Origin of the sequence: Arcanobacterium pluranimalium, assembly GCF_016907845.1 — a bacterium.
Taxonomy (GTDB): domain Bacteria; phylum Actinomycetota; class Actinomycetes; order Actinomycetales; family Actinomycetaceae; genus Arcanobacterium_A; species Arcanobacterium_A pluranimalium.
In genome coordinates this window covers 1,486,071-1,507,795 of record NZ_JAFBCS010000001.1, presented here as the reverse complement: position 1 = coordinate 1,507,795, position 21,725 = coordinate 1,486,071, and the positions used below count along the sequence as shown (strand labels likewise).

15 protein-coding genes are annotated in these 21,725 nt (G+C 51.5%); 12 read left to right on the top strand and 3 right to left on the bottom strand.

The genetic code is table 11. From position 1 onward, the window contains the following. Positions 1-65 precede the first annotated feature (65 nt). The 4 genes from JOD55_RS06520 (at position 66) to JOD55_RS06505 (ending at position 5,868) form a co-directional block, all read left to right on the top strand. Entirely contained in the window at positions 66-788 is a 723-nt protein-coding gene (locus JOD55_RS06520) for an MBL fold metallo-hydrolase (protein WP_204399236.1), read from the top strand. A gap of 255 nt (positions 789-1,043) precedes the next feature. After that, complete coding sequence (hisS, locus tag JOD55_RS06515; RefSeq protein ID WP_204399235.1) at positions 1,044-2,381, top strand: histidine--tRNA ligase; 1,338 nt, start codon at positions 1,044-1,046, stop codon at positions 2,379-2,381. Beyond that, entirely contained in the window at positions 2,381-4,210 is a 1,830-nt protein-coding gene (locus JOD55_RS06510; RefSeq protein ID WP_204399234.1) for a dynamin family protein, read from the top strand. Before hisS ends, JOD55_RS06510 begins: the two co-directional genes overlap by 1 nt. Beyond that, positions 4,207-5,868 (top strand): GTPase, encoded by a 1,662-nt coding sequence (locus tag JOD55_RS06505; protein WP_204399233.1) that lies wholly within the window; start codon positions 4,207-4,209, stop codon positions 5,866-5,868. Before JOD55_RS06510 ends, JOD55_RS06505 begins: the two co-directional genes overlap by 4 nt. Before the next feature lie 319 nt (positions 5,869-6,187). On the opposite strand, the gene JOD55_RS06500 is transcribed toward JOD55_RS06505, so the two are convergent. Beyond that, positions 6,188-8,131: a DEAD/DEAH box helicase gene (locus JOD55_RS06500; protein WP_204399232.1), complete on the bottom strand. Its 1,944-nt coding sequence runs from the start codon at positions 8,129-8,131 to the stop codon at positions 6,188-6,190. 253 nt (positions 8,132-8,384) lie between these two features. Next, positions 8,385-9,866, bottom strand: a complete 1,482-nt coding sequence (locus JOD55_RS06495; RefSeq protein ID WP_338022215.1) for an MFS transporter — start codon at positions 9,864-9,866, stop codon at positions 8,385-8,387. Positions 9,867-10,061: 195 nt separating this feature from the next. Here JOD55_RS06495 and aspS point away from each other — a divergent pair, with 195 nt between their 5' ends. Both aspS and JOD55_RS06485 read left to right on the top strand, forming a co-directional pair. After that, positions 10,062-11,855, top strand: coding sequence for an aspartate--tRNA ligase (gene aspS / locus JOD55_RS06490; RefSeq protein WP_204399231.1), 1,794 nt, complete (start codon positions 10,062-10,064; stop codon positions 11,853-11,855). A 186-nt stretch (positions 11,856-12,041) separates the two neighbouring features. Then, the gene (locus tag JOD55_RS06485; RefSeq protein ID WP_204399230.1) at positions 12,042-12,836 is read left to right on the top strand and encodes a GNAT family N-acetyltransferase; all 795 of its coding nucleotides are present in this window, start codon (positions 12,042-12,044) and stop codon (positions 12,834-12,836) included. A 61-nt stretch (positions 12,837-12,897) separates the two neighbouring features. On the opposite strand, the gene JOD55_RS06480 is transcribed toward JOD55_RS06485, so the two are convergent. After that, positions 12,898-15,330: an MMPL family transporter gene (locus JOD55_RS06480; protein ID WP_204399229.1), complete on the bottom strand. Its 2,433-nt coding sequence runs from the start codon at positions 15,328-15,330 to the stop codon at positions 12,898-12,900. A gap of 150 nt (positions 15,331-15,480) precedes the next feature. Between JOD55_RS06480 and JOD55_RS06475 the strand changes: the two genes are divergently transcribed. The 6 genes from JOD55_RS06475 (at position 15,481) to ruvX (ending at position 21,724) form a co-directional block, all read left to right on the top strand. Beyond that, positions 15,481-15,804, top strand: coding sequence for a PIN domain-containing protein (locus JOD55_RS06475; RefSeq protein WP_204399228.1), 324 nt, complete (start codon positions 15,481-15,483; stop codon positions 15,802-15,804). 102 nt (positions 15,805-15,906) lie between these two features. Continuing rightward, a complete protein-coding gene (locus tag JOD55_RS06470; protein WP_338022214.1) occupies positions 15,907-17,247 on the top strand; it encodes a replication-associated recombination protein A in 1,341 nt (446 codons plus the stop codon). A 111-nt stretch (positions 17,248-17,358) separates the two neighbouring features. Next, positions 17,359-17,979: a 30S ribosomal protein S4 gene (gene rpsD / locus JOD55_RS06465; protein WP_204399227.1), complete on the top strand. Its 621-nt coding sequence runs from the start codon at positions 17,359-17,361 to the stop codon at positions 17,977-17,979. An 84-nt stretch (positions 17,980-18,063) separates the two neighbouring features. After that, positions 18,064-18,510, top strand: a complete 447-nt coding sequence (locus tag JOD55_RS06460) for a DUF948 domain-containing protein (protein ID WP_204399226.1) — start codon at positions 18,064-18,066, stop codon at positions 18,508-18,510. Positions 18,511-18,563: 53 nt separating this feature from the next. Then, positions 18,564-21,236, top strand: a complete 2,673-nt coding sequence (alaS, locus tag JOD55_RS06455; protein WP_204399225.1) for an alanine--tRNA ligase — start codon at positions 18,564-18,566, stop codon at positions 21,234-21,236. Beyond that, complete coding sequence (gene ruvX, locus JOD55_RS06450; RefSeq protein ID WP_204399224.1) at positions 21,233-21,724, top strand: Holliday junction resolvase RuvX; 492 nt, start codon at positions 21,233-21,235, stop codon at positions 21,722-21,724. The genes alaS and ruvX overlap by 4 nt, the downstream gene beginning before the upstream one ends. Position 21,725 lies beyond the last annotated feature (1 nt).

Genomic DNA, 21,725 nt, shown 5'->3' with positions numbered 1-21,725 from the left:
ATAATATTGTACGCAGATTTTCGTGTAAATGCAGTCAACCACGCATTTCAGGTACGGTTATATTTATGATTATCTTGCGTTATAGCCAAACTTTCCTCGAAGCCAATACCTACATTGTGGCCGACGAGCACCAAAAAGTTGCATTAGTGGTGGATACAGGGGCAGGCTCGTGCCAATGGATCAAAGAAACACTCGCTGAGCACGGCCTGAGCTTAGGCGCCGTTTTACTCACGCACGGGCATGCAGATCACGTGTGGGACGTGAGCGGTGTGGTTGACGATGAGCCAGTATATATTCCTGAACCAGACTTATATCGCCTGGACAATCCGCTAGAGCATCTCGGCATGCCGCAATTTGCTATCGCCTTTGGCCGCATGGGCATTGACACGTGGAGTGTGCCGAGCAACCTTCAAACTCTGCCCGCGCAATTCTATGAAGAATCAGTTGAGATCGTGCCAGGCGTCGTCTTGCGTGCGATTGCGACGCCGGGGCACACGGAAGGCTCCTCAGTCTTTCTTTTCGCAGGGCGCGCCATTGCTGCCGGGCCGCATAGCATTGGTGACACTGGCAGAAATGAGCAGTTTATGCTTTCGGGTGACGTAATTTTCAACAATGGGATTGGTCGCACCGATTTGCCTGGTGGCGATGATCAAAAGATGGCTGCATCGTTGCGATTCCTGGTGCAGGTTATTAAGCCAGAGACTGTTATTTTCCCTGGTCATGGTCCGCAGACGACGATGTTTCACGAGACTCGACACTCGCAGTACCTCCATGCCGCGATGAGTTAAGTAAATGCGCTAGGTAAATGCGCTAAGTAGACGATCTAATCGATGAGCTGGGCAAAAGGTGAGGTCGAAAAACTCGGCCGTGACCAATGCCAGCTCAGCTGGGCAATGACCATCGGTTTTGCTTCGTTGAGTTGATCATCGAGGCTGCACGCCGACCGTAAAAATAGGCTCTTAGGTGTGCGGATACGTATAATACATAAGCACAACAAAAGGGCAAATTCTACGAATCGTATTGAGAAGTGAAATAATAGAATCATGGCTAAGATTGCACCGTTATCAGGTTTCCCAGAATGGCTCCCGGCAGGACGTATCGTTGAGCAGGAAGTTCTCGACACACTGCGTTCAACATTTGAATTGCACGGTTTTTCAGGGATTGAAACTCGCGCTGTTGAACCCGTTTCGCAGCTATTGAGCAAAGGCGAAACCTCGAAAGAGATCTATCTTCTCAATCGTTTACAGGCTGCTGGCGACGAGAAGAACGATCGCGACGCACAGTTGGGCTTGCACTTTGATCTGACAGTGCCGCTATCACGTTACGTACTCGAGCACGCCGGACACCTCGATTTCCCATTTCGCCGCTACCAGATTCAAAAAGTGTGGCGAGGGGAGCGGCCACAAGACGGGCGCTTTCGCGAATTCGTGCAAGCTGATGTCGATGTAGTTGGTCAAGATACGCTCGCTTTCCACCATGAAGTTGAACTTCCATTGGTGATGGTGGACGCTTTGAGCAAATTACCGATTCCGCGCGTGATTATCAAAGCTTCGAACCGCAAACTCGCGCAAGGATTTTATGAGGCTATTGGGATCGCAGATGTGGAAGAGACTCTGCGCATTCTCGACAAACTCGATAAAGTTGGCCCGGACGTTGTGATTGAACTGCTCGCTGCACGCGTTGGTGCTTCAGAGCAACAGGCGAAACTCGCACTCAAATTGGCAGATATTCGCGGCGCGGACGGCCGGTTTGCTGATGAGGTTCTGGCGCTCGGACACACGAGTGCCCTGTTAGAGCAGGGACTTGAAGAGCTTGTGAACTTGGTTGACGGGGCTAATGAGCTGATGCCAGGAGCAATCGAAGCTGATTTGAAGATCGCACGCGGCCTTGACTATTACACAGGTTCGGTCTACGAATCAGTGCTGGTGGGTCACGAAGACTTGGGCTCTGTGTGTTCCGGTGGACGCTATGACTCCTTGGCCAGCGACGGAAAGCGTGTTTTCCCCGGTGTGGGACTTTCTATTGGTGTTTCGCGCATTTTGGCGCGCGTCATTGGACGTGACGTTGTGGTTCCTACTCGCAAGGTTCCTACCGCGGTACTGATCGCAGTCAACGACGAGACCGAACGGCGTCATGCTGAAAAGACGGCGATGATGTTGCGTTCTCGCGGAATTTCCACTGAAGTTTCGCCAAATTCAGCGAAGTTCGGAAAGCAGATTAAATACGCCGACAAGCGTGGCATTCCTTTTGTTTGGTTCACTACCGACGACGGTGAGCAAGTTAAGGACATTCGCTCCGGCGAGCAAGTTGGTGCGGATCCACAGGTATGGATGCCATCTGCTGAGGATCTTCGCCCGAGATTGGTCAATCCGGAGAACTGATGGTGAGTTTAGCTGTGCCAGATAATACCGATCAATCGGTTCCGAGTGTGTTGCACAAAATGCGCAATACACTCGGTCTGGTGCATTTTCCGATTCGACTTCCACATAGCGACTCAGCGCACGAGGCGCTAGGGGATCTTTGCAATCAGCTCGACGATTACGTTTTGCCGCGCTTTGCGGCTCTCGATGCGCCGCTACTTGCAGTGGTGGGCGGTTCAACGGGCGCTGGGAAATCAACTTTTGTGAATTCGTTGGTGGGTGAGAACCTCACCTATGCATCTGCTTTGCGTCCAACGACGCGCATCCCGACTCTGATCTGTCACCCACAAGACCTCGATTGGTTTGAAAGTAGCAATATTCTTCCGAGTTTGGCGCGTGTTACCTCGGATAATAGGGCAGATGATGGCATCACTTTGGCGAAAGAGGCAAAAGAAAATGGTGTGGCTCGGACCGCGACCGCTCACGACGCAAAGCTACAAGGCAGTGCACAACTTGCACAATCTCAAATTGCGCTCAAAACATCTGCACATATGCCGCCCGGATTAGCGTTGATCGATTCACCAGATATCGATTCTTTGGTGAAAGAAAATCGAGTGTTGGCAGCGCAACTCATGGCAGCAGCGGATTTGTGGATTTTCGTTACTACTGCGCATCGGTACGCTGATGCGATTCCTTGGGCGATGCTTGATGATGCAGCGCGTCGCAATCTTGTGATTGGTGTTTTGCTTAATCGCGTGCCGGTGGGAGTCGGTGTGGAAGTGCGCCGCGATCTTGTGCAGAAGCTCGAAGAACACGGTTTAGAGCACGCCCCTTTGTTTGTGGTTTCGGAGACGGATTTAGGCGAAGATGCCCGTTTACCGAACGCAGATGTGGACGCTATCCGCGGCTGGATGCGCGGAATTGCTCGCGATGCCACGAGCCGCGCTCTCGTGGTCAAACAAACGCTGCTAGGTGTAGTTAGCGCGATGCCTGAACGACTGGCGGAGATTGAAGCGGGCTATGACGAGCAAGTTCTTTACTGTAATGAGCGCAGAGTCGAGGCGATAGAGCTATTCGATGCGGCTCACCATACGATTTCAGCTCAGCTTTCCGATGGCAGCTTGCTCAAAGGCGAGGTCTTGCGCAGCTGGCAAGACCTTATCGGCACTAGTCAGTGGGCACGCAAACTCGAATCTCAAGTTTCCATGCTTCGTGATCGCATTACCAGCTTTTTCGCCGCCAAAAAGCCGTCTGTGAAGAATGTTGAAGAAGTAGTTAGTGAAATTACCTTGAAAATGATCGTGGCTCATTCTCAACTGGTGATTGCCAAAATGCTCCAGTCTTGGCAGCAACGCGAAGAGTTAACTGATGCGCTGAAGCTGGTCAAATCCGAATTGCGTAGCGATAAGCAGCGTGAACAAGCTGCTCAAGAGCTAGTTCGGCAGTGGCACCAGGCTTTGATAGCGATGATTCGCAAGCAAAGTGATTCCAAGAAAGCAATGGCACGGATCGCTGCATTGGGAATTAACGCGGTGGGCGTATCGCTTATCATTTTGGTCTTTGCTTCTACAGGAGGCCTGGTTGGAGGCGAAATTGCCGTTGCAGGGGGAACTGCCCTTGTTGCGCAGCGCGTTTTAGAAGCAATTTTTGGCGACGACGCCGTGCGCCGCATGGCTAAAGAAGCTCGCCTTGATTTTGACGAGCGTTTGGAGAGATTCCTCGGTGTTGACCGTGATGTTTTTCTTCGAAATCTTGATTCACTGCAGGTCAATGAGCAAATTTTGGATGAGTTGCAGATAAGGGTGCAAGAGTTACAGGCAGTTGCGGGAGCTGGGTGCACACAGCGATGAGCATTTCATTTGCAGAGGCAGTTACGAATCTCGAACAGATTCTTCGGTTGGCACGAGGAAAAATAGATCCGGCATCGCTCCACGAGGCCGAAGACTTTTTAGCATATAGCTCACAGCGTCGGCAGCGAGGAATTGAACATAGCGTGATCGCATTTGCTGGTGGCACTGGAGCAGGAAAATCTTCGCTCTTAAATTCGGTGCTTGGTTTCGACGTCGCCCCGGTTGCCCCAACGCGTCCTACGACTTCTGAGCCTCAAGCGGTGTGCAGTTCGCCTGCACCAGAGTTACTCGACTGGTTGGATGTGCGGCGTCGGCATATTGAACCTACCTTGGCGAAAACCTTGGGTGTTGACTCGAATGCGAGCGCGTCGTCGGTGATTATGCTCGATCTTCCTGATATTGATTCGACTAATAACCACAATAGGGAGATTGCGCGGCGTCTTTCGCAGAAAGTTGATGTGCTTATCTGGGTGCTTGACCCGCAAAAATATGCCGATGCGATTATTCATGATGACTATCTCGCGCATATGCGTCACCATGCTGAGGTGACTATCGTCGTGCTCAACCAGGCCGATACATTGGCGGAGCGTATTCAAGCAGACGTGGTGGCAGATGCGCAACGAATTTTGCATTCACACGGCATTGATGTGCCAGTATTGGCAACCTCAACTCGCATTGGACTTGGTATTGTTGAACTGCGTGAACGCATCGCGCAGATCGTACAAGAACGAAATGTGGCATATGCGCATTTGTGTGCGCAGTTGAAGAATATTTCTGATGTATTGGAAGCATCCGCTGCTGATGGAATTTGGCAGTTTTTAGATCAATTACCGGATCGCCAAAGTGTCTTAGTAGATCCTTTACTGGGGGCAATTGGTGGAAAGCAGCTGGAGAAGATTCTCTACGAATCGTGTGTATATCGCGGCAACAGTTCCACGACCAGCATATTTACAAGATGGCTGTGGCGTGCCAAAGTGGATCCGCTCAAAAGATTTCGGCTGGTTAAAGATAACGTTGATGGCGCCGACGTTTGGCCAGATGAATCCGTCACTGTAGAAGCGATAACTGAATTGATTGGTGTTGATCGCTCGTATCAAGCGCGTTATGAAATGAGCGTGGATGAGTTTATCACACAAGTTGTTGAGAAAATGCCACGGTTATGGGCACATAGCATTATGCAAAGTCATCATCGGCGCGCAATGGCTGTGCTTGAAACTGCCGGAGATGTGCTGCAACGAGTGTCGTTTCCACTGCGTAAAGTACCGCTTTGGTGGCGGTTAGGAAATATCGCTCAGTGGTTTTTGGGCGTGGGAGCAGTCGTTGGTGCTTTGTGGTTGATTTTACTGAATTTTGGCCATCTGATTCAGATTCAGTTGATTGATCCACCAGCTGTGGATTTTGGGGGAGTAGTAAGGATTGGACTTCCGCTGCTTGTGATGGTTGGTGCAGCGCTGGCTTCGATTTTGGTTTCCTTGCTCAGTGGAGTTGCTCATCGTTGGCGTGCACGGCGCATGCAAAAACGGATAATGCGAGACGTAAAACAACGCATGAACGAAAAACTTAGCGTTGAACTTATGGAACCATTGAAAGCTGATTTACAACGCTACCTCGATTACGTTGAGCTCGTAGAATCACTGCGCAGCGTGAAAGTTAAATGATTTGTGCTAGCCGCTGCGCCCACTCTCCGACGTACTTTTGGGGCGTTTTTGGCAACATCTCCACATATATCGAGATCATGCAAAATCCACACCAAATCTCGACGGCCACGCCGCGATATGACCCTGACACGCGTCCCCAGACACGCCTAATCCCTCACACGCGCCCCCGGACACGCCTAATCCCTGACATGCCCACCCCTGACACGCGTCCCCAGACACGATCTGGCCTTTAAACCGACCTTTAACCCGCATATAAGCAAGAGCGCAGTACTAGTGAAAGTACTGCGCTCGAGCGAAGAATTGCCTGCTAGCTTAAGATTTACCAGCGGTCGCTGTCTCGGGAGGGACGGCGCGCGCCGCGATCTGCGAAGCGATCATTGAAGCGTCCGCCGCGTCGTTCGGAGCGCCCACCAAAGCCGCGATCATCGTGGCGGAAGCCGCGGCTGGCGCGGCGATCAGAGCTGTGATCTCCACGCGCGGAGGACTTAAACTTGCGGCGATCATCGCCGAATTTGCGATCAGCGCGGTACTTGCGGAACTCTGGATCGTCGTCATTAAATCCGCCGGCAGGGCGATGGCCTGGGCCACGATCTTCGGAAATATTGAGCGTTCGACCAGCAACTCGTGCTCGGCCGATCCGTCGGCGAGTACTCTCGTCTAGCTCATGCTGCAACTCGACCAGCGAGAAAGATGGGAAGATATCAATTTTGCCCAATTGGGAGCCGGCAATTCCGCCCTCGCCCGTGATTGCACCCACGATATGACCAGGCGAAACGCCGTCACGACGGCCAACTTCGATGCGATAGGTTGTGCCACTTCCTTCAAAGGTGGGTTTGCGTGATTCACGACGTCGTTCGCCACGCTCACGACCGGTACGAGACGAACGCTCGCGTCCGCTGTCGTCGAACTTCGCGGTGAGGAACTCGGGCTCGTCATTGGCTTGTGGACCTGGATCGCGCACAGCCAGGGCAAGGAGTGCCAAAATCAAGTCCTCGGTGGAAAGCGGTGATTCGGACTCGCTTTGTGCTTCTTTAAAAGCTGCGAGAACTTCATCGTAAACATGCAGACGCCCAACGCCGAAACGTTCAATAGCCTGATCAATCACTCGCTGTGCACGCAGTGATGAAACTTGTGCTGGGGTAGGAAGTTCAACTTCACTCATCCGTGCGCCGGTAACTTTTTCGATGCGGCGCAAACGGGTGCGCTCTTTTGGAGTGACGAAAGTTAGCGCAGTACCTTCGCGGCCAGCGCGACCAGTGCGTCCGATGCGGTGAACGTAGGTGTCAATTTCACGTGGTACGTCAAAATTGACCACGAGTCCGATGCGTTCAACATCCAAGCCGCGCGCTGCGACGTCGGTAGCTACGAGCACGTCGATTGTGCCAGAGCGCAAACGCTCAACGAGTTTTTCGCGGTCTTTTTGTTGCACGTCGCCCGAAAGCGCAGCAGTCATGACACCGCGCGCAGTGAGCTCGAGAGAAAGCTCTTCAGCAGTAGCGCGGGTGCGCACAAAGACGAGCGCTGCATCGGCGTCGGTGGTTGCCAAAACGCGTGCTAGAGCTCCGATCTTGTGTCGCATTGGTACGACCGCGAAAGTTTGAGTGATGGTGTCCACTGTTGATGCTTGGCGTGAAACAGTCACTTCAACAGGATCTTTGAGATGTGTTTGAGCAACGTTGCGAATCGATGCCGGCATGGTTGCGGAGAACAACGCAGAAATGCGCTCGTCTGGCAGGCCAGCGGCGATAGTCTCCACATCTTCGGCAAAGCCCATACGCAGCATTTCGTCTGCTTCATCCAGCACGAAGTAACGCACCGTTTCGAGTTTGAGTGCGCCACGTTCGATGAGATCCATGACGCGACCTGGCGTACCGACGACGACCTGCGCGCCGTTTTTTAGAGCGCCGAGCTGCGGCCCATAAGAAGTGCCACCGTAAACGGCCACGATATCTAGACCGCCTGTTTTGGAAGCAAAAGTTTCAATTGCCTCTGCGCCCTGCATTGCCAATTCACGAGTTGGTGCAAGCACAAGAGCTTGTACTTCGCGCACCTCGGGATCGACGTGGCCGAGCATTGGAAGGGCGAATGCAGCAGTCTTTCCGGTACCGGTTTGCGCCACGCCGACGACGTCGCGCCCTTGTACGAGGTGCGGAATGGCTTGCTGCTGGATCGCTGTTGGGACTTCATATCCCATTTCGGTGATGGCCTGCAAGATAGTTTCAGGCAAATTGAGGTCAGCAAAAGTTACGGAGTTATCCGACATTAAACTACGTCCAAACGTTGTTGATTCTTCGAGCCTTGGCGGAATTGAGGTCCAAACTCTCCGCCTTGCCGAAAAATACACACATATACACACGCAGTCGGCAAAAGGCCAAGCGTCACTTCTTGACGCCCTACAAGCATATAGGGTTCAGATCTCGATTCGCGATAAACGCCGCGGTGAGATGGGGCACGTTGTTTTATAACTATGAGTTATTGCTTCCTATCTCAATGCCGATGATCTGCGATAACGCGTATTAATACGTCGAATCGGCACGCAAATTCTCTCCAGCAGTGATGCGCCTTACCAACCACAACGCCACTATGAGAATTGCACACGAGAAGCAAATAACCCAGGTGAATGAATGATGCTCAAAACTTCGCGTCAGTGAGAACAAAATGCCAGCATAAGCAATGAGAATTGCCGATCCGAGCGTATCGGAAATCTGCAGTGCGGACGAGGTTTTGCCGTGCAGTTTTTGTTCGGTGAGCGCGAGGGCATGCACGGTCATGGCAGGATAAGAAATTCCCAATCCGGTGCTTGCGATCAGCCAGCCGATGAACACGATTTCGCCAGGAAGATTGGGGAAGACGCCGAGCACCGTCAGTAGCATTCCGCCTAACTGCATCAGAGTTCCAACTAGTGGGAAAAGTGTGCGCGTTTTAGGATTGGTGACGCGCCCTTGCCACCACGATCCGGCAGCCCAGGTTATTGAGCCAACCGTCATCACAAAGCCAGCAGACGTAGGGGAGAAAGCGTGAACTTCTTTGAGGAGTAATGGTAGAAATAGCTCCACAGTGATATATGTGCCGTTAATGAGGCCGCGGAAAAATATCGACGCTGGTAAGCCACGTTTTCCACTCAGTGTGCCGGCTGGGAGCAAAGGACGGATGAATGCGAAACACGCAATAGAGCTGAGCACGATAAATACGTACGTCCACGGTGAAAACTGGCCTTTTTGAGTGCCGGAGAGGATTTGCAAACAAGCTACGGACACGCCGGATGCCAACGCGAAAAACACGATTCGATGAATGCGGCCAACTTTCACTGGCTCGGCCAACATTGGGAACTGCTTTATCTTCGAATAGCCGAATGGAGCTGCCAGGATAATGAGCACTGGAGTGATGCCAAATACCCACCGCCAGTGAATGTAATCAACGAAAATACCTGCGATAACGGGCCCAATAAGCGATGGGAGCACCCAAGCTGCTGCGAAAGAAGCGAAAACAGCAGGTTGCTTTTGTTTCGGTATATATCCGCCTACCATCACATATAGGGGAACGATCAGCAAACCAGAACCGAAACCTTGGATAGCACGGCCAATGACGAGCACTACCGTGTTTGTAGCGATGGTTGCAACGATCAAGCCTGTTACAAAAAGTACGACGCCGGTGTAAAGCACTTTCTTAGGACCGCGTGCGTCACACCAGACTCCCGCCACCGCCGTCGTCACAACTTGTGAAGCCAAAGCGATGCCAGAGGCGAGTGCGTAGTAACGAATTCCGCCAAGATCTGCTACAACGTAAGGCATCGCCGTCGCAACAGCAATGACCTCAAAAGCGACGAGTGAGATCAAAGCAACCGAAATAAAACGCAACCAGAATTCGAGATTTTCAGTCAACGGTGTTGTGTTTCGCCGGCGCCGGTTCATACGACGACGCCGTGGACGCGTTACGAAGTGCTCGCTGTGCAGGTTCTGTGCTTGCGATTCGCGCTCAGAGGATTGAAAATTCGTCACACTACCATTGTCTTTGGACTGAGGAACGAATCGCAAAAGTAGAAGCTGTGACTTATGGCTCGGCTTATTCGAGGCATTGAATTTTTGCCCATTGTGGGTGCGCGGTAGAATCGAGAGCGTGCACGTTTCCCGTCTCGTTACGTGCTGTAACCCGCTCGTCTCGCGGGTGATTCCAACAACTGAAAAGAGGTCGCTGTGCTACGCACACGAATGGCAGGTTCTCTGCGCAAAGAAGATATTGGCTCCACCGTTACGCTCACAGGTTGGGTAGATCGTCGTCGTGATCACGGCGGAATTGCTTTCATTGATCTACGCGACGCTTCGGGAATTGCACAAATTACGATTCGTGCTGACGTTGCACACGAACTGCGTTCTGAATACGTTATTAAAGTTGTTGGCGTTGTGAATGAGCGACCTGAAGGAAATTCCAACGCTGCGCTTCCAACTGGTGACGTTGAAGTGGAAGCAACAGAGATTGAAGTTTTGAACACTGCTGCTCCGTTGCCATTCCAAATCTCCGATCATGCTGAAGATGCAGGCTCGGTAAACGAAGAAACGCGTCTGAAGTACCGCTATCTCGATTTGCGTCGTTCGTACGAACAAAACGCCATTCGTCTGCGCGCCAAGGTTTCCCAAGCTGCGCGTCGTGTACTCGATGGTCACGATTTTGTGGAAATTGAAACTCCAACTCTCATCCGCTCCACGCCAGAGGGCGCGCGTGATTTTATTGTGCCGGCACGTCTTGCTCCTGGCTCGTGGTACGCTTTGCCGCAGTCACCACAGCTATTCAAGCAGCTCTTGATGGTTGCAGGAATGGAACGCTACTACCAGATCGCTCGCTGCTATCGTGACGAGGATTTCCGTGCTGATCGTCAGCCGGAATTCACGCAGCTCGATGTGGAAATGTCATTTGTGGATCAAGACGACGTCATGGCAATCGCCGAGGACGTTTTGAAAAATATTTGGTCGCTAATTGGTGTTGAGCTCACAACTCCTATTCCGCGGATGCCGTTCCGTGAAGCGATGGAGCGATTCGGTTCAGACAAGCCGGATCTACGTTTTGGTTATGAGCTGGTCGATCTTACCGAGTATTTTGCAAACACTCCTTTTAGAGTGTTCCAAAATCCTTACGTGGGTGCTGTGGTCATGCCTGGTGGCGGTTCGCAACCGCGCCGCACATTCGATAAGTGGCAAGAATGGGCAAAGGCTCGCGGAGCCAAGGGCTTGGCTTATGTGACCATTGCTGAAGATGGTACTTTGGGTGGTCCAGTCTCGAAGAATATTTCCGAAGAAGAACGCGCTGGCTTGGCCGAAGCAACTGGTGCCAAGCCTGGTGACTGCATTTTCTTTGCAGCCGGTGAACCAACTGCGTCCCGCGAACTGCTCGGTGCTGCACGACTTGAAATCGGAAAGCGATGCAACCTCATCGATCCAGATGCATGGGCATTTGTGTGGGTTGTCGATGCTCCGCTGTTCAAGCCTACGAAAGACGCAGAAGCTGAAGGCGACGTTGCAGTTGCCGGTGGCGCATGGACGGCCGTACACCATGCATTCACCTCTCCGAAGCCTGAATGGCTTGATAACTTTGATACTGATCCAGGAAATGCACTTGCCTATGCCTACGATATCGTGTGCAACGGCAATGAAATCGGAGGTGGATCGATCCGTATCCACCGCCGCGACGTGCAAGAACGCGTCTTCAAGGTGATGGGCTTGGATCAGGAAGCTGCACAAGAGAAATTCGGCTTCTTGCTTGATGCATTCAAGTACGGTGCTCCACCACACGGCGGAATCGCTTTTGGGTGGGATCGTATCGTTGCTCTGCTCACCAAGGCTCCGTCGATTCGTGACGTTATCGCTTTCCCGAAGATTGGAAACGGTTGGGATCCGATGACCGATGCGCCTGCACCTATTACTGCTCTGCAGCGCAAAGAAGCAGGAATTGACGCAAAGCCCAAGCAAAAAGCTGCTGAGCCAACGGCGAACTAGATTCACCATCTGATGAACTGATTTTGTAGGGCTTTCTGGTTTTCGTGTGCACATTGCACGTGTTTGCTAAGCCAGAAAGCCCTACAGATTAGTGTGACGTGCATGCTGCATAAGAAATAAAAGCTGCGCGAGAAACAAAAGTTGCACGAGAAAGACGTGCAAGCTGCGTGAGAAAATCGAGGAATAATGGACGTACTAGGTGGCATTTCGAGCTTCTTTTGGCAACATGAGATCGCGCCGTGGCTCGAGACGCAAAAAGAACAGATCATCTTTTATGAGGGTGATAATCAAGGCGTAGTTGCTATCGTCCGTTCGTCCGATCCACAAAATTCAGGCATCGTCTTTGAAGGTAAAGCATTTGGGCATCCCAAGCGTGTGATAGAGCTGCTGGAGAGTCTTGACGATGAAGTTCTTGGTAAATCTGAGATTATGATGAATCGTGAGGTCTACGAAAATATGCCCCATGATCTGTGTGAACGCTGTGGAGCGCATTGGGGTCACGAGTGGGAGTTTTTCTTTGCCACGCAAGCGGTTCCGTCCGTTGCGGGCGACGACGCCGTCGTCGTTATTCCAACCGGTTCCGAAGAATTTCTCAAGCGTCGCGCTGAAATATTAGCGGTGCTGCAAAAAGCTAATCCAATATCGGAAGCTGTAGACGATATCGATCGCCTTGATTGGTTCGTGATTCCGGGCGACGACGGAAAACTGGCTTGCGTTATGGGGGCCAGCGAACACGGCGGAAAGATCCATTTTGCAGGTCTGGCCACGGATCCTCACTATCGCGGTCGCGGTTTTGCCAGTGCCGTGATGGTTGCAACTGTGAATTATTGGCTGTTACAGGGCAAGACGATCTACTTCGGTATGTGGGCATGGAACCACAAAGCGCGAAAGCTCTATCTGCGACTTGGTCTCACACCCGGTCCGCGACTCATTTTCTGTGGGCCGCAGCCCTTTGAAGACTTCTCACAGTACGCGCTCTAATTACTTGAGGTATAGCTGCTCAGGGAGCTAATAACGCGCTCGTGAGTGAGAGATCATGAGCTTAATGAGTGATCTTGAATTTCTCGTAGAAAGAGCGCAAGAAGCGTGGTGCCCACCAATTCCACCGGCCCATGAGCGTCATGAACGCAGGCACGAGTAGCATACGAACTAATGTGGCATCTACAAGCACGATAATTGCCAGCGCAACGCCGATTTGGCGAATCGGAAGCAACTCGCCAAAAATGAAGCCAACAAAAACAGCAATAATGATGACGGCTGCGGCTGTAATGATGCGGCCAGACCGCTGCAAACCGCGCTCAACTGCGAGGTCGTTATCATGTATAGAATCCCAGTATTCTTTTATTCGGGCGAGCAGGAATACTTCGTAATCCATTGCGAGTCCGAAGCCGAAAGCTACCGCACACGCCACCACGAAAGTCTCTAGTCCTGCCGTTTTTGGTAATCCGAAGAGTCCATAGTGGAACACCAGCACTGTGAGTCCGAGCCCGGCAATGAGCGACAATGAGTTGATGATTAATGCTTTGAGTGCCGCCACAACGGATCCTGTCATGAGGAATAGCAACAACAGCACTGCCACAACAATAACGAGTGCGGCGTAGGGTGCTCCAGCCATTATCGAACGGTTGAAATCGTATTGGAGAGCGGCGCTACCACCAACTTTGAAATCAAAATCCGTATTAAGCTCACGAACTGTTTTAACTACTTGAGTTGCTTCGTGTCCAACTTGATCCCCGGTATCGACGTGGAAAGTGATCAGAGTTTGGTGATCATTGAGTTTTTGAGCAGGGGAGACGTTATCGACTCCAGCAATCGCCGCAATATCGGAGCGCAGCTGCTTCACGCCAGCTTCATCAGTATCGGCAAGAACCGTTCCAGTGGGAGCTCGTAATGCAGGATAAGTACTATTGATTTCGTCTAATGCATATTTCGCGCTGGTGTGTGCCGGTACGTAATCAGTGAAATTTGAGCGCATTTCGAAATCTTGCAAAGGTAAAGTTGAAACCACCAAGAGCGAGGCAACACTGACTAATACTGGCCATGGATGGCGGTGTACCCACTCGGCGAGTCGTGAGAATATGCCACTTTCCGTGGTTGCGTCACCAAAGCGTTTGACCAATCTGTCGAAGAATGTGAAACGGGTGAGAACAGAGGGCTTGAGCATCCGCACACCGAGTACTTTGATCAGTGCAGGTACGAACGTTACAGCAGTAAGAACGGCGAGTAAGGTGACGATCATGCCACCCATTGCAATCATTTTGAGCATCGGTGCTTTCATCACGAGCAAACCTGCAATCGACACAGCGATAGTGAGAGCTGAGAAGAAAACGGTTCGCCCCGCCGTCTTAACAATGAGTGTGACTGATGAGTTGATCAGCTCGCGGATATCATCGGGTAAACGCGATCCATCGGCAGGGTATCCGAGTTCCTGTAGCCGCCGGCCAATTTCTTCGCGATAGCGAGATACCACGAGCAAGCCGTAATCAATCGAGAGTGCAAGCCCAATGATGGTCAAAATATTTAATATGAACGAATCAACATTGGTGAAGAAAGTGACGAACCACGTCAAACCAGAGGCAATACCAATTGATACGAGGGCTGCCGAGAGCGGTAAACCAGCTGCAATAACTCCACCAAAAACAATCACGAGAAACAACAGTGCCATTGGCAAACCAATAGTTTCTCCGCGCACCAAATCTTTGGCAACTTGATTGAGAATGAGATCTTTGGCGATATTGTGAGAAATGGAATCGACTCTCACATTAGGATGCGAAGAGGTGATTGCCGTTTCAAATTCCGTTATGGCTGAGTCGATACGGGAGTGAACGTCGTCGCTCACATCCTCTTCAACTTCTGTGACAACCGCGAAACCGCTAGCAGAAGTCAATGCTGTCTCGGGGGCGGGAAGTTGTGCGAATCGGGCGTCGATCTCTTGGGAGACCTTATTTCGAATTTGGGTTTCAATTTCTTTGCGGATTTCCGCTGCTATTTGCTGTTCGGCTTGGGAACGCCGTGTAGGTGGTAGTGTCGCCAACTGCTCATTTTGAGCCGCCAATGCAGCTGCCGTGGACTGGCTAATCTGGGACTGTGCATGTGAAATCGCATCTTGAACAGCAGATTCTTTTTGCTGGGCTAGTTCTTTTTGACTCTTTTCGCGAACTGAGAGCGGATCGTTGACGATGCGCACACTCTCGATCGCGTTGAGCTTATCGTGTAAAACACCCAACTCACTTGAAATATCTTCGGCTTTGACTCCAGTGACTATCGATGTGATAGCTTCACCTTCGCCAGCAGCATTTACCGCTTCCATGACGAGGTCTGACTCAGAACCAGGCACCATTGACCTGCTAGATTCCATTCGAGAAAACAGAGTTCCCTGGCCAAACCCTGTTATGGCAGCGCTAAAGCCGAGTCCAAACAGAATGAGCCATACGATGATGACCAGCCGTGGACGCTCGGAAATTGATTTACCCAAAGCCGTGAACATATTTTATTGTCTCAAATTATGGAGGTCGTTGCGTAGCAATAAGCTAAAAGCTCACCTACTAATTCAGTATTTGCGTAAGAATTTACTAGCAGCGAGACGGATTTCGAAATTTCGCCTACGTTAACCCCTTGTTTTGAAGTGAGATACACCTTAACTATCTATGAAATTGAAGTAGGAATAGTGCAGGTAGGCCGGAAAGATCATCCTCAGGCAGAAATCTTGCGAGACTGGTTGGAAAACCATCTCCTTACAGCTTTTGAAAATCGCATATTGCCAATGGATATTGCAGTGGCACGTGCTGCGGCCAATCTCCAAAAAAGCAGAACTTTGCCATACCGTGACTGTATTATCGGAGCGACCGCATTAGTTAAAGGCTTAACCATGGTTACGCGTAATACGGCAGACTTTGAAACGATGCCGATTCCGCTGGTAAATCCATGGAATACCAGATCAGCTGAGTAAGATAGATTTTCAGGTAGCAATGCCGATTTGGTGAACCGACGCCATCTACGAAACAGCCATTTCCAAAGTACCTAAACATCTCATGCCCGCTACTATGGAAGAGTGGATCTATTTTCGCAGATTTCAAAAGAGGCCAATGGTACGCCGGTTGACGTTCATGCTCCGCTTGCTGTGCGGATGCGTCCGCGTGCGATAGACGAAGTCTTAGGGCAAGACCATCTACTCAAACCAGGCCAGCCACTGCGGCGACTCATCGAAGCAAACTCAAAGGGTGCGCCGTCGTCGATATTCTTGTGGGGGCCACCGGGAATCGGGAAGACGACGTTAGCTTACTTGTGTGCGGGGGCTTCAGGACGCGCGTTTACTGAGGTCTCGGCGGTGTCGGCGGGAGTCAAGGAGTTGCGTGGCGTCATCGACGAGGCCAAACATCGCCTTTTTATGGACGGACAAGAAACGATTCTTTTTGTTGACGAGGTTCATCGATTCTCCAAGACCCAACAGGACGCCTTGCTGCCCGCCGTCGAAAATCGATGGGTGATTTTGGTAGCTGCTACCACTGAAAATCCGTCATTTTCGGTGATTTCTCCACTGTTATCGAGATCATTGCTGCTTACGTTGCGTCCGCTCTCGCCGCAGAATATCGAAACCTTAATTAAACGGGCGTTACAAGATGAACGTGGATTGAAAGGCGCCTTGACGATTTCAGATGATGCGCTCGATGCAATCGTTCGATTTGCAGGACAAGATGCGCGCAGGTCATTGACGATTCTTGAAGCTGCGGCTGCTCGTGCAGATCAAGAGATTAGTTTGGCAGACGTCGAAGCCTCAGTTGACTCCTACGCTGTACGTTACGATCGTGACGGAGACCAGCATTACGACGTGATCTCCGCGTTTATTAAATCTATTCGTGGCTCGGACGTGGACGCGGCAATTCATTATTTGGCTCGTATGCTCGAAGCTGGGGAAGACCCTCGTTTTGTTGCGCGCCGGCTGATGATTTCCGCTGCGGAAGACGTCGGAATGGCCGATCCTTCTGCCTTGCAGACGGCGACGGCGGCCGCGCAATCGGTTGCGCTCGTGGGAATGCCCGAGGCTCGAATCATTCTTGCCGAAGCGGTGGTTCACCTTGCCACTGCGCCTAAATCAAACCGTGCTTATAACGCGATAAACAGCGCAATTGCAGATGTTCGCGAAGGTAAGATCGGCCCAGTTCCGATGCATTTGCGTGATAAGTCGGTCAAAGCCTCGCGTATTGCTGCTCAGCAGAGCGGTAAAGATCGCGATTATATTTACGCACATGACGAACCTGGAGCAATTGCGCGCCAGACCTATCTTCCCGAAGAGTTATTGGGCACTGTCTATTACGAACCCAGCGATCGAGGATATGAGGCAAACGTCACCGCCCGACTTGAGCGAATCAATAGAGCTCTAGGTAAAGAATAGTGCTAAACTATCTGAGTTGCTCTTTGTTAAGAGGAGTAACGGACCTGGGATCTTAGCCACAAGGTTGATCCCGCAGCTCAATGCTGCGCCACATGTCGACAGGAGATAAAAATGGCTGGAAATCGTTCCCGCAAGGCTGTTCGTCAGTCACGTGCGCTGGGCATTGCTCTCACCCCTAAGGCTGAGAAGTACATGCAGCGTCGCCCATACCGTCCAGGTGAGCATGGCCGTGGCCGTGTTAAGGAATCCGATTACTCGGTACGTTTGAAGGAAAAGCAGCGTCTTCGCGCTCAGTACGGTATTCGTGAAGCTCAGATGCGTAAGGTCTGGGAAGAAGCTCGTCGCGCTGAAGGTATGTCCGGTGAGAACCTCATCGAGCTGCTTGAAATGCGTCTTGATGCGCTCGTTCTTCGTGCAGGTTTTGCTCGTACGATCGCGCAGGCTCGTCAGGTTGTAGTACACCGCCACATTCTGGTGGATGGACAGCTTGTTGACCGTCCATCGTTCCGTGTAAAGCCTGGTCAGATCGTTCAGATTAAGCCTCGTTCGCAGGCTTCACCGCAGTTCATGGTTGCTGCTCAAGGTCAGCATGCTGATGTTCTGCCAATCGTTCCTGACTACCTCAAGGTTGAGCTTGAGAAGCTTCGCTTCGAGCTCGTGCGTCGCCCGAAGCGTGCTGAAGTGCCAGTAACGTGTGACGTTCAGATGGTCGTCGAGCACTACTCGCGATAATATCTTCTTTGCAGCGCGCTACGGAGTCGCCGTAGCGCGCTGTTTCATATCTGGAAGAGAGATAAGAAGAGATAAGATAGGTTTATGGAACCGATTACGCTTGGTCAGATTGCAGGAACTGTTGCGGCACTAGCTTTTCTCGTGCTGGTATATTTTTCGATTCGCCCACTAATGAAACTTGGGCGAGTGCTTGATCGCATGGCCGAATCCTTGCGTGAACTGACTGAGCATACCTTGCCGGCCATTGACGAGGCAGCAAAAACGGTTGCAGAAGCCAATTATCAGGTGAAAAAACTTGATGCGATCACCGATGCCGCGGCGCGCACTTCCGAAGATATTTCGGCAATGACCACTCTTGTGACCTCGACTGTTGGAGCGCCATTTCTCGCCGTGCGTCGAGGAGCTGAGAAAGTTAAAGGCGCTTTCGGCAAGACGTCTCCCACTTCCACTTCGGCAGATAAGCCCTATCAGGGAGAAAAACCACATAACGCGCCTGATACTAACGAAACGTCTGGATCGTCGTCGTACTAGTATTAATTTGGATTTTGGCAAACTTGTAGACTTTAGGAAATTTGAGGATAGATATGCGCAGTGCAGAAATTCGTGATCGCTGGTTGGAGTACTTCCGCAAACACGACCATGAGATAGTCGATAGCGTTCCTTTGGTATCGCCAGATCCATCGATTTTGTTTACGATTGCCGGAATGGTGCCGTTTATCCCTTACATTATCGGCACCGAGCCAGCACCATTTCCACGTGCAGCCTCAGTTCAGAAGTGTATTCGTACGAATGATATCGACAACGTCGGCCGCACAACTCGCCACGGCACATTCTTCCAAATGTGTGGAAATTTCTCTTTCGGTGATTACTTCAAAGAGGGCGCTATTGACCTCGCATTCGGTCTGCTTACCACACCCGTTTCTGAAGGTGGCTACGGTCTTGACGGCGATCGGCTCTGGGTCACGATTTGGGAAGAGGACAAAGTCTCCTACGATGCATTGACGAAGACGATTGGCATGGATCCTAAGCACATCGTCAAGCTCAAGCGCGAAGAGATTTTCTGGTCCACCGGGCAACCTGGCCCAGCAGGCCCATGCGCAGAGATTCATTATGATCGCGGTCCAGAATTTGGTCCAGAAGCAGTGGGAGGAACGGTTGACCCAGGTGGCGACCGCTACCTTGAGATTTGGAACCTAGTTTTCGACGAATTCCTGCGTGGCGAGGGAGAGGGCAAGAACTTCCCATTGCTTGGAAACCTCGATCAAACAGCTATCGATACTGGAGCTGGTCTTGAGCGAATCGCATATTTGCTGCAAGGTAAGCGAAATATGTACGAGACGGATCAGGTCTATCCAGTCATCGCTGCTACAGAAGAGATGACCGGTAAGAAGTATGGCGCAAATGAGGAAGACGACGTGCGGATGCGTATTATCGCTGATCACGTGCGTTCTTCGCTCATGCTGATTGGCGACGGCGTTCGCCCAGGCAACGATGGACGCGGTTACGTTTTGCGTCGTCTTATTCGCCGCGCGGTACGCTCGGTGCGCCTCTTAGGTGTGGATGAGGTTGCTCTGCCGTCGTTGCTTCCTGCGTCAATGAACGCAATGAAAGAAAGCTATCCTGAAGTTGGAACTGATTTTGATCGGATCTCGCAGATCGCCTATGCCGAAGAGGAAGCTTTCCGCCGTACGCTCAGCTCAGGCACTCAGATTTTTGATGTAGCAGTAGACAAAGCCAAGAGCGCAGGCATTAGCTTGCCAGGCTCGGATGCTTTCACACTCCACGATACTTATGGCTTCCCAATTGATCTGACCCTAGAAATGGCTGCTGAAAAAGGCATTAAAGTCGATGAACAGGGATTCCGGGCGCTTATGCAGGAGCAGAAAGATCGCGCTCGTGCCGACGCCCAGGCCAAGAAGAGCGGGCATGTTGATGCCACGGTCTATCATGAGATTCAAGAAAAATCCGGCGGCGATACAGAGTTCCTTGGATATAGCGAATCCGCAGCTGAAGCTCGTGTATTGGGCATTTTGCAGGATGGAAAACCAGTGCCTGCAGTCGAAGCACCCGCTGAAATTGATATCGTGCTCGATCGTACTCCATTTTGGGCAGAACAGGGCGGGCAGCTTGCTGATCGTGGAGAAATCTCGATCTCTGGTGGCGGTTTGATGAGTGTTGACGATGTACAAATGCCTGTGAAAGGTTTGCATGTACATCGCGGCACCCTTACCGAAGGCAAAATTGCCTTGGACGATACCGTCTATGCACAGATCGACACTGATCGACGCGGGCAAATTGCTCGTGCCCATACGGCAACGCATATGATCCACAAAGCGCTTCATGAACACCTCGGTGAGCAGGCCACACAGGCAGGTTCTGAGAATGCGCCATCTCGTTTGCGCTTTGATTTCCGTCATGGTTCGCAGATCCCAGCTGATGTGATGGGTTCAATCGAAGCGCGTGTTAATTCGCAGCTGCAAAACAATCTCGAAGTGACCGATGAAGAGATGGAAATTGAAAAGGCTCGCGAACTGGGTGCTATGGCACTATTTGGCGAGAAATACGGAAAAGTGGTGCGTGTCGTTTCGATCGGCGGAGACTGGTCGCGCGAACTTTGTGCTGGTACGCATGTTAAGAGCAGCGGCGAAATTGGATTAGTCACCGTATTGGGCGAGTCGTCAATCGGTTCAGGAGTTCGACGAATCGAAGCCCTAGTCGGACGCGAAGCTTATGCTAGTGGTGCCAAGGAACGTGCGTTGTTATCGCAGCTCAGCTCGCTTTCGCATGTGCGTTCGGAAGAATTGCCGGAACATCTCGATTCGCTGTTGAATAAATTAAAGGCTGCTGAAAAGCAGATTGCCAGCTTACGTAAGGCGCAGATCACGAGCACTTACCAGAGCATTCTCAACAATCTTGCAACATTTGCAGACATCAAACTGGCCAGCTACAACTTTGGTGAGCTGTCTTCGGTTGATGAAATCCGAGGTGCTGCTACGGATTTGCGCAATCAATTGAACTCGCAAAAAGCAGTAGTCGCACTTTTCGGCGTTGTGAAAGATCGGCCTCTTGTGGTGGTAGCAGCCACCCCGAGTGCTATTGCTTCCGGAGTGAAAGCAGGTGCGCTTGTTTCACTCGTCGCTAAGATTCTTGGCGGCGGAGGCGGCGGAAAGGACGATCTCGCTCAAGGAGGCGGTGCTGATTCTTCTATGATCGCCCAAGCAATGGCTGCGATTGAGGAAAGATTGGCACATTCGTGATCGAGGACTTTCACGAGGTTCCACGCGTCGCACTCCGTCAAGGAGTGCGGATTGCAGTTGACGTTGGAGGAGCGCGCGTTGGCGTAGCTAAGACAGATTCTGCCGGGATTTTGGCGACGCCGGTGGGAACGTTTCAGCGTGGACGCAACGATCTGAACGCCGTCGTCGATCTCGTGAAAACTCATCAGGTGCTAGAAGTTTACGTTGGACTGCCAAAAAATATGGACGGTACCGAGGGGAAGACTGCTCTCGATGCGCGCAAATGGGCGCAGCGGATTTCGCGCCGGATTGCGCCGGTTGACGTACGTCTTGTTGACGAACGGCTCACTACCGTGAGTGCGCATCGACAGCTTCATGAGGCAGGCAAACGTGAAAAAAGCCATCGTGCTGTTGTAGATCAAGTTTCAGCGGTTATTATTTTGGAAAATGCAATGGATTTTGAGCGCAATACCGGCAAAACTCCCGGAATAGCTCTGAACGGAGAGTGAC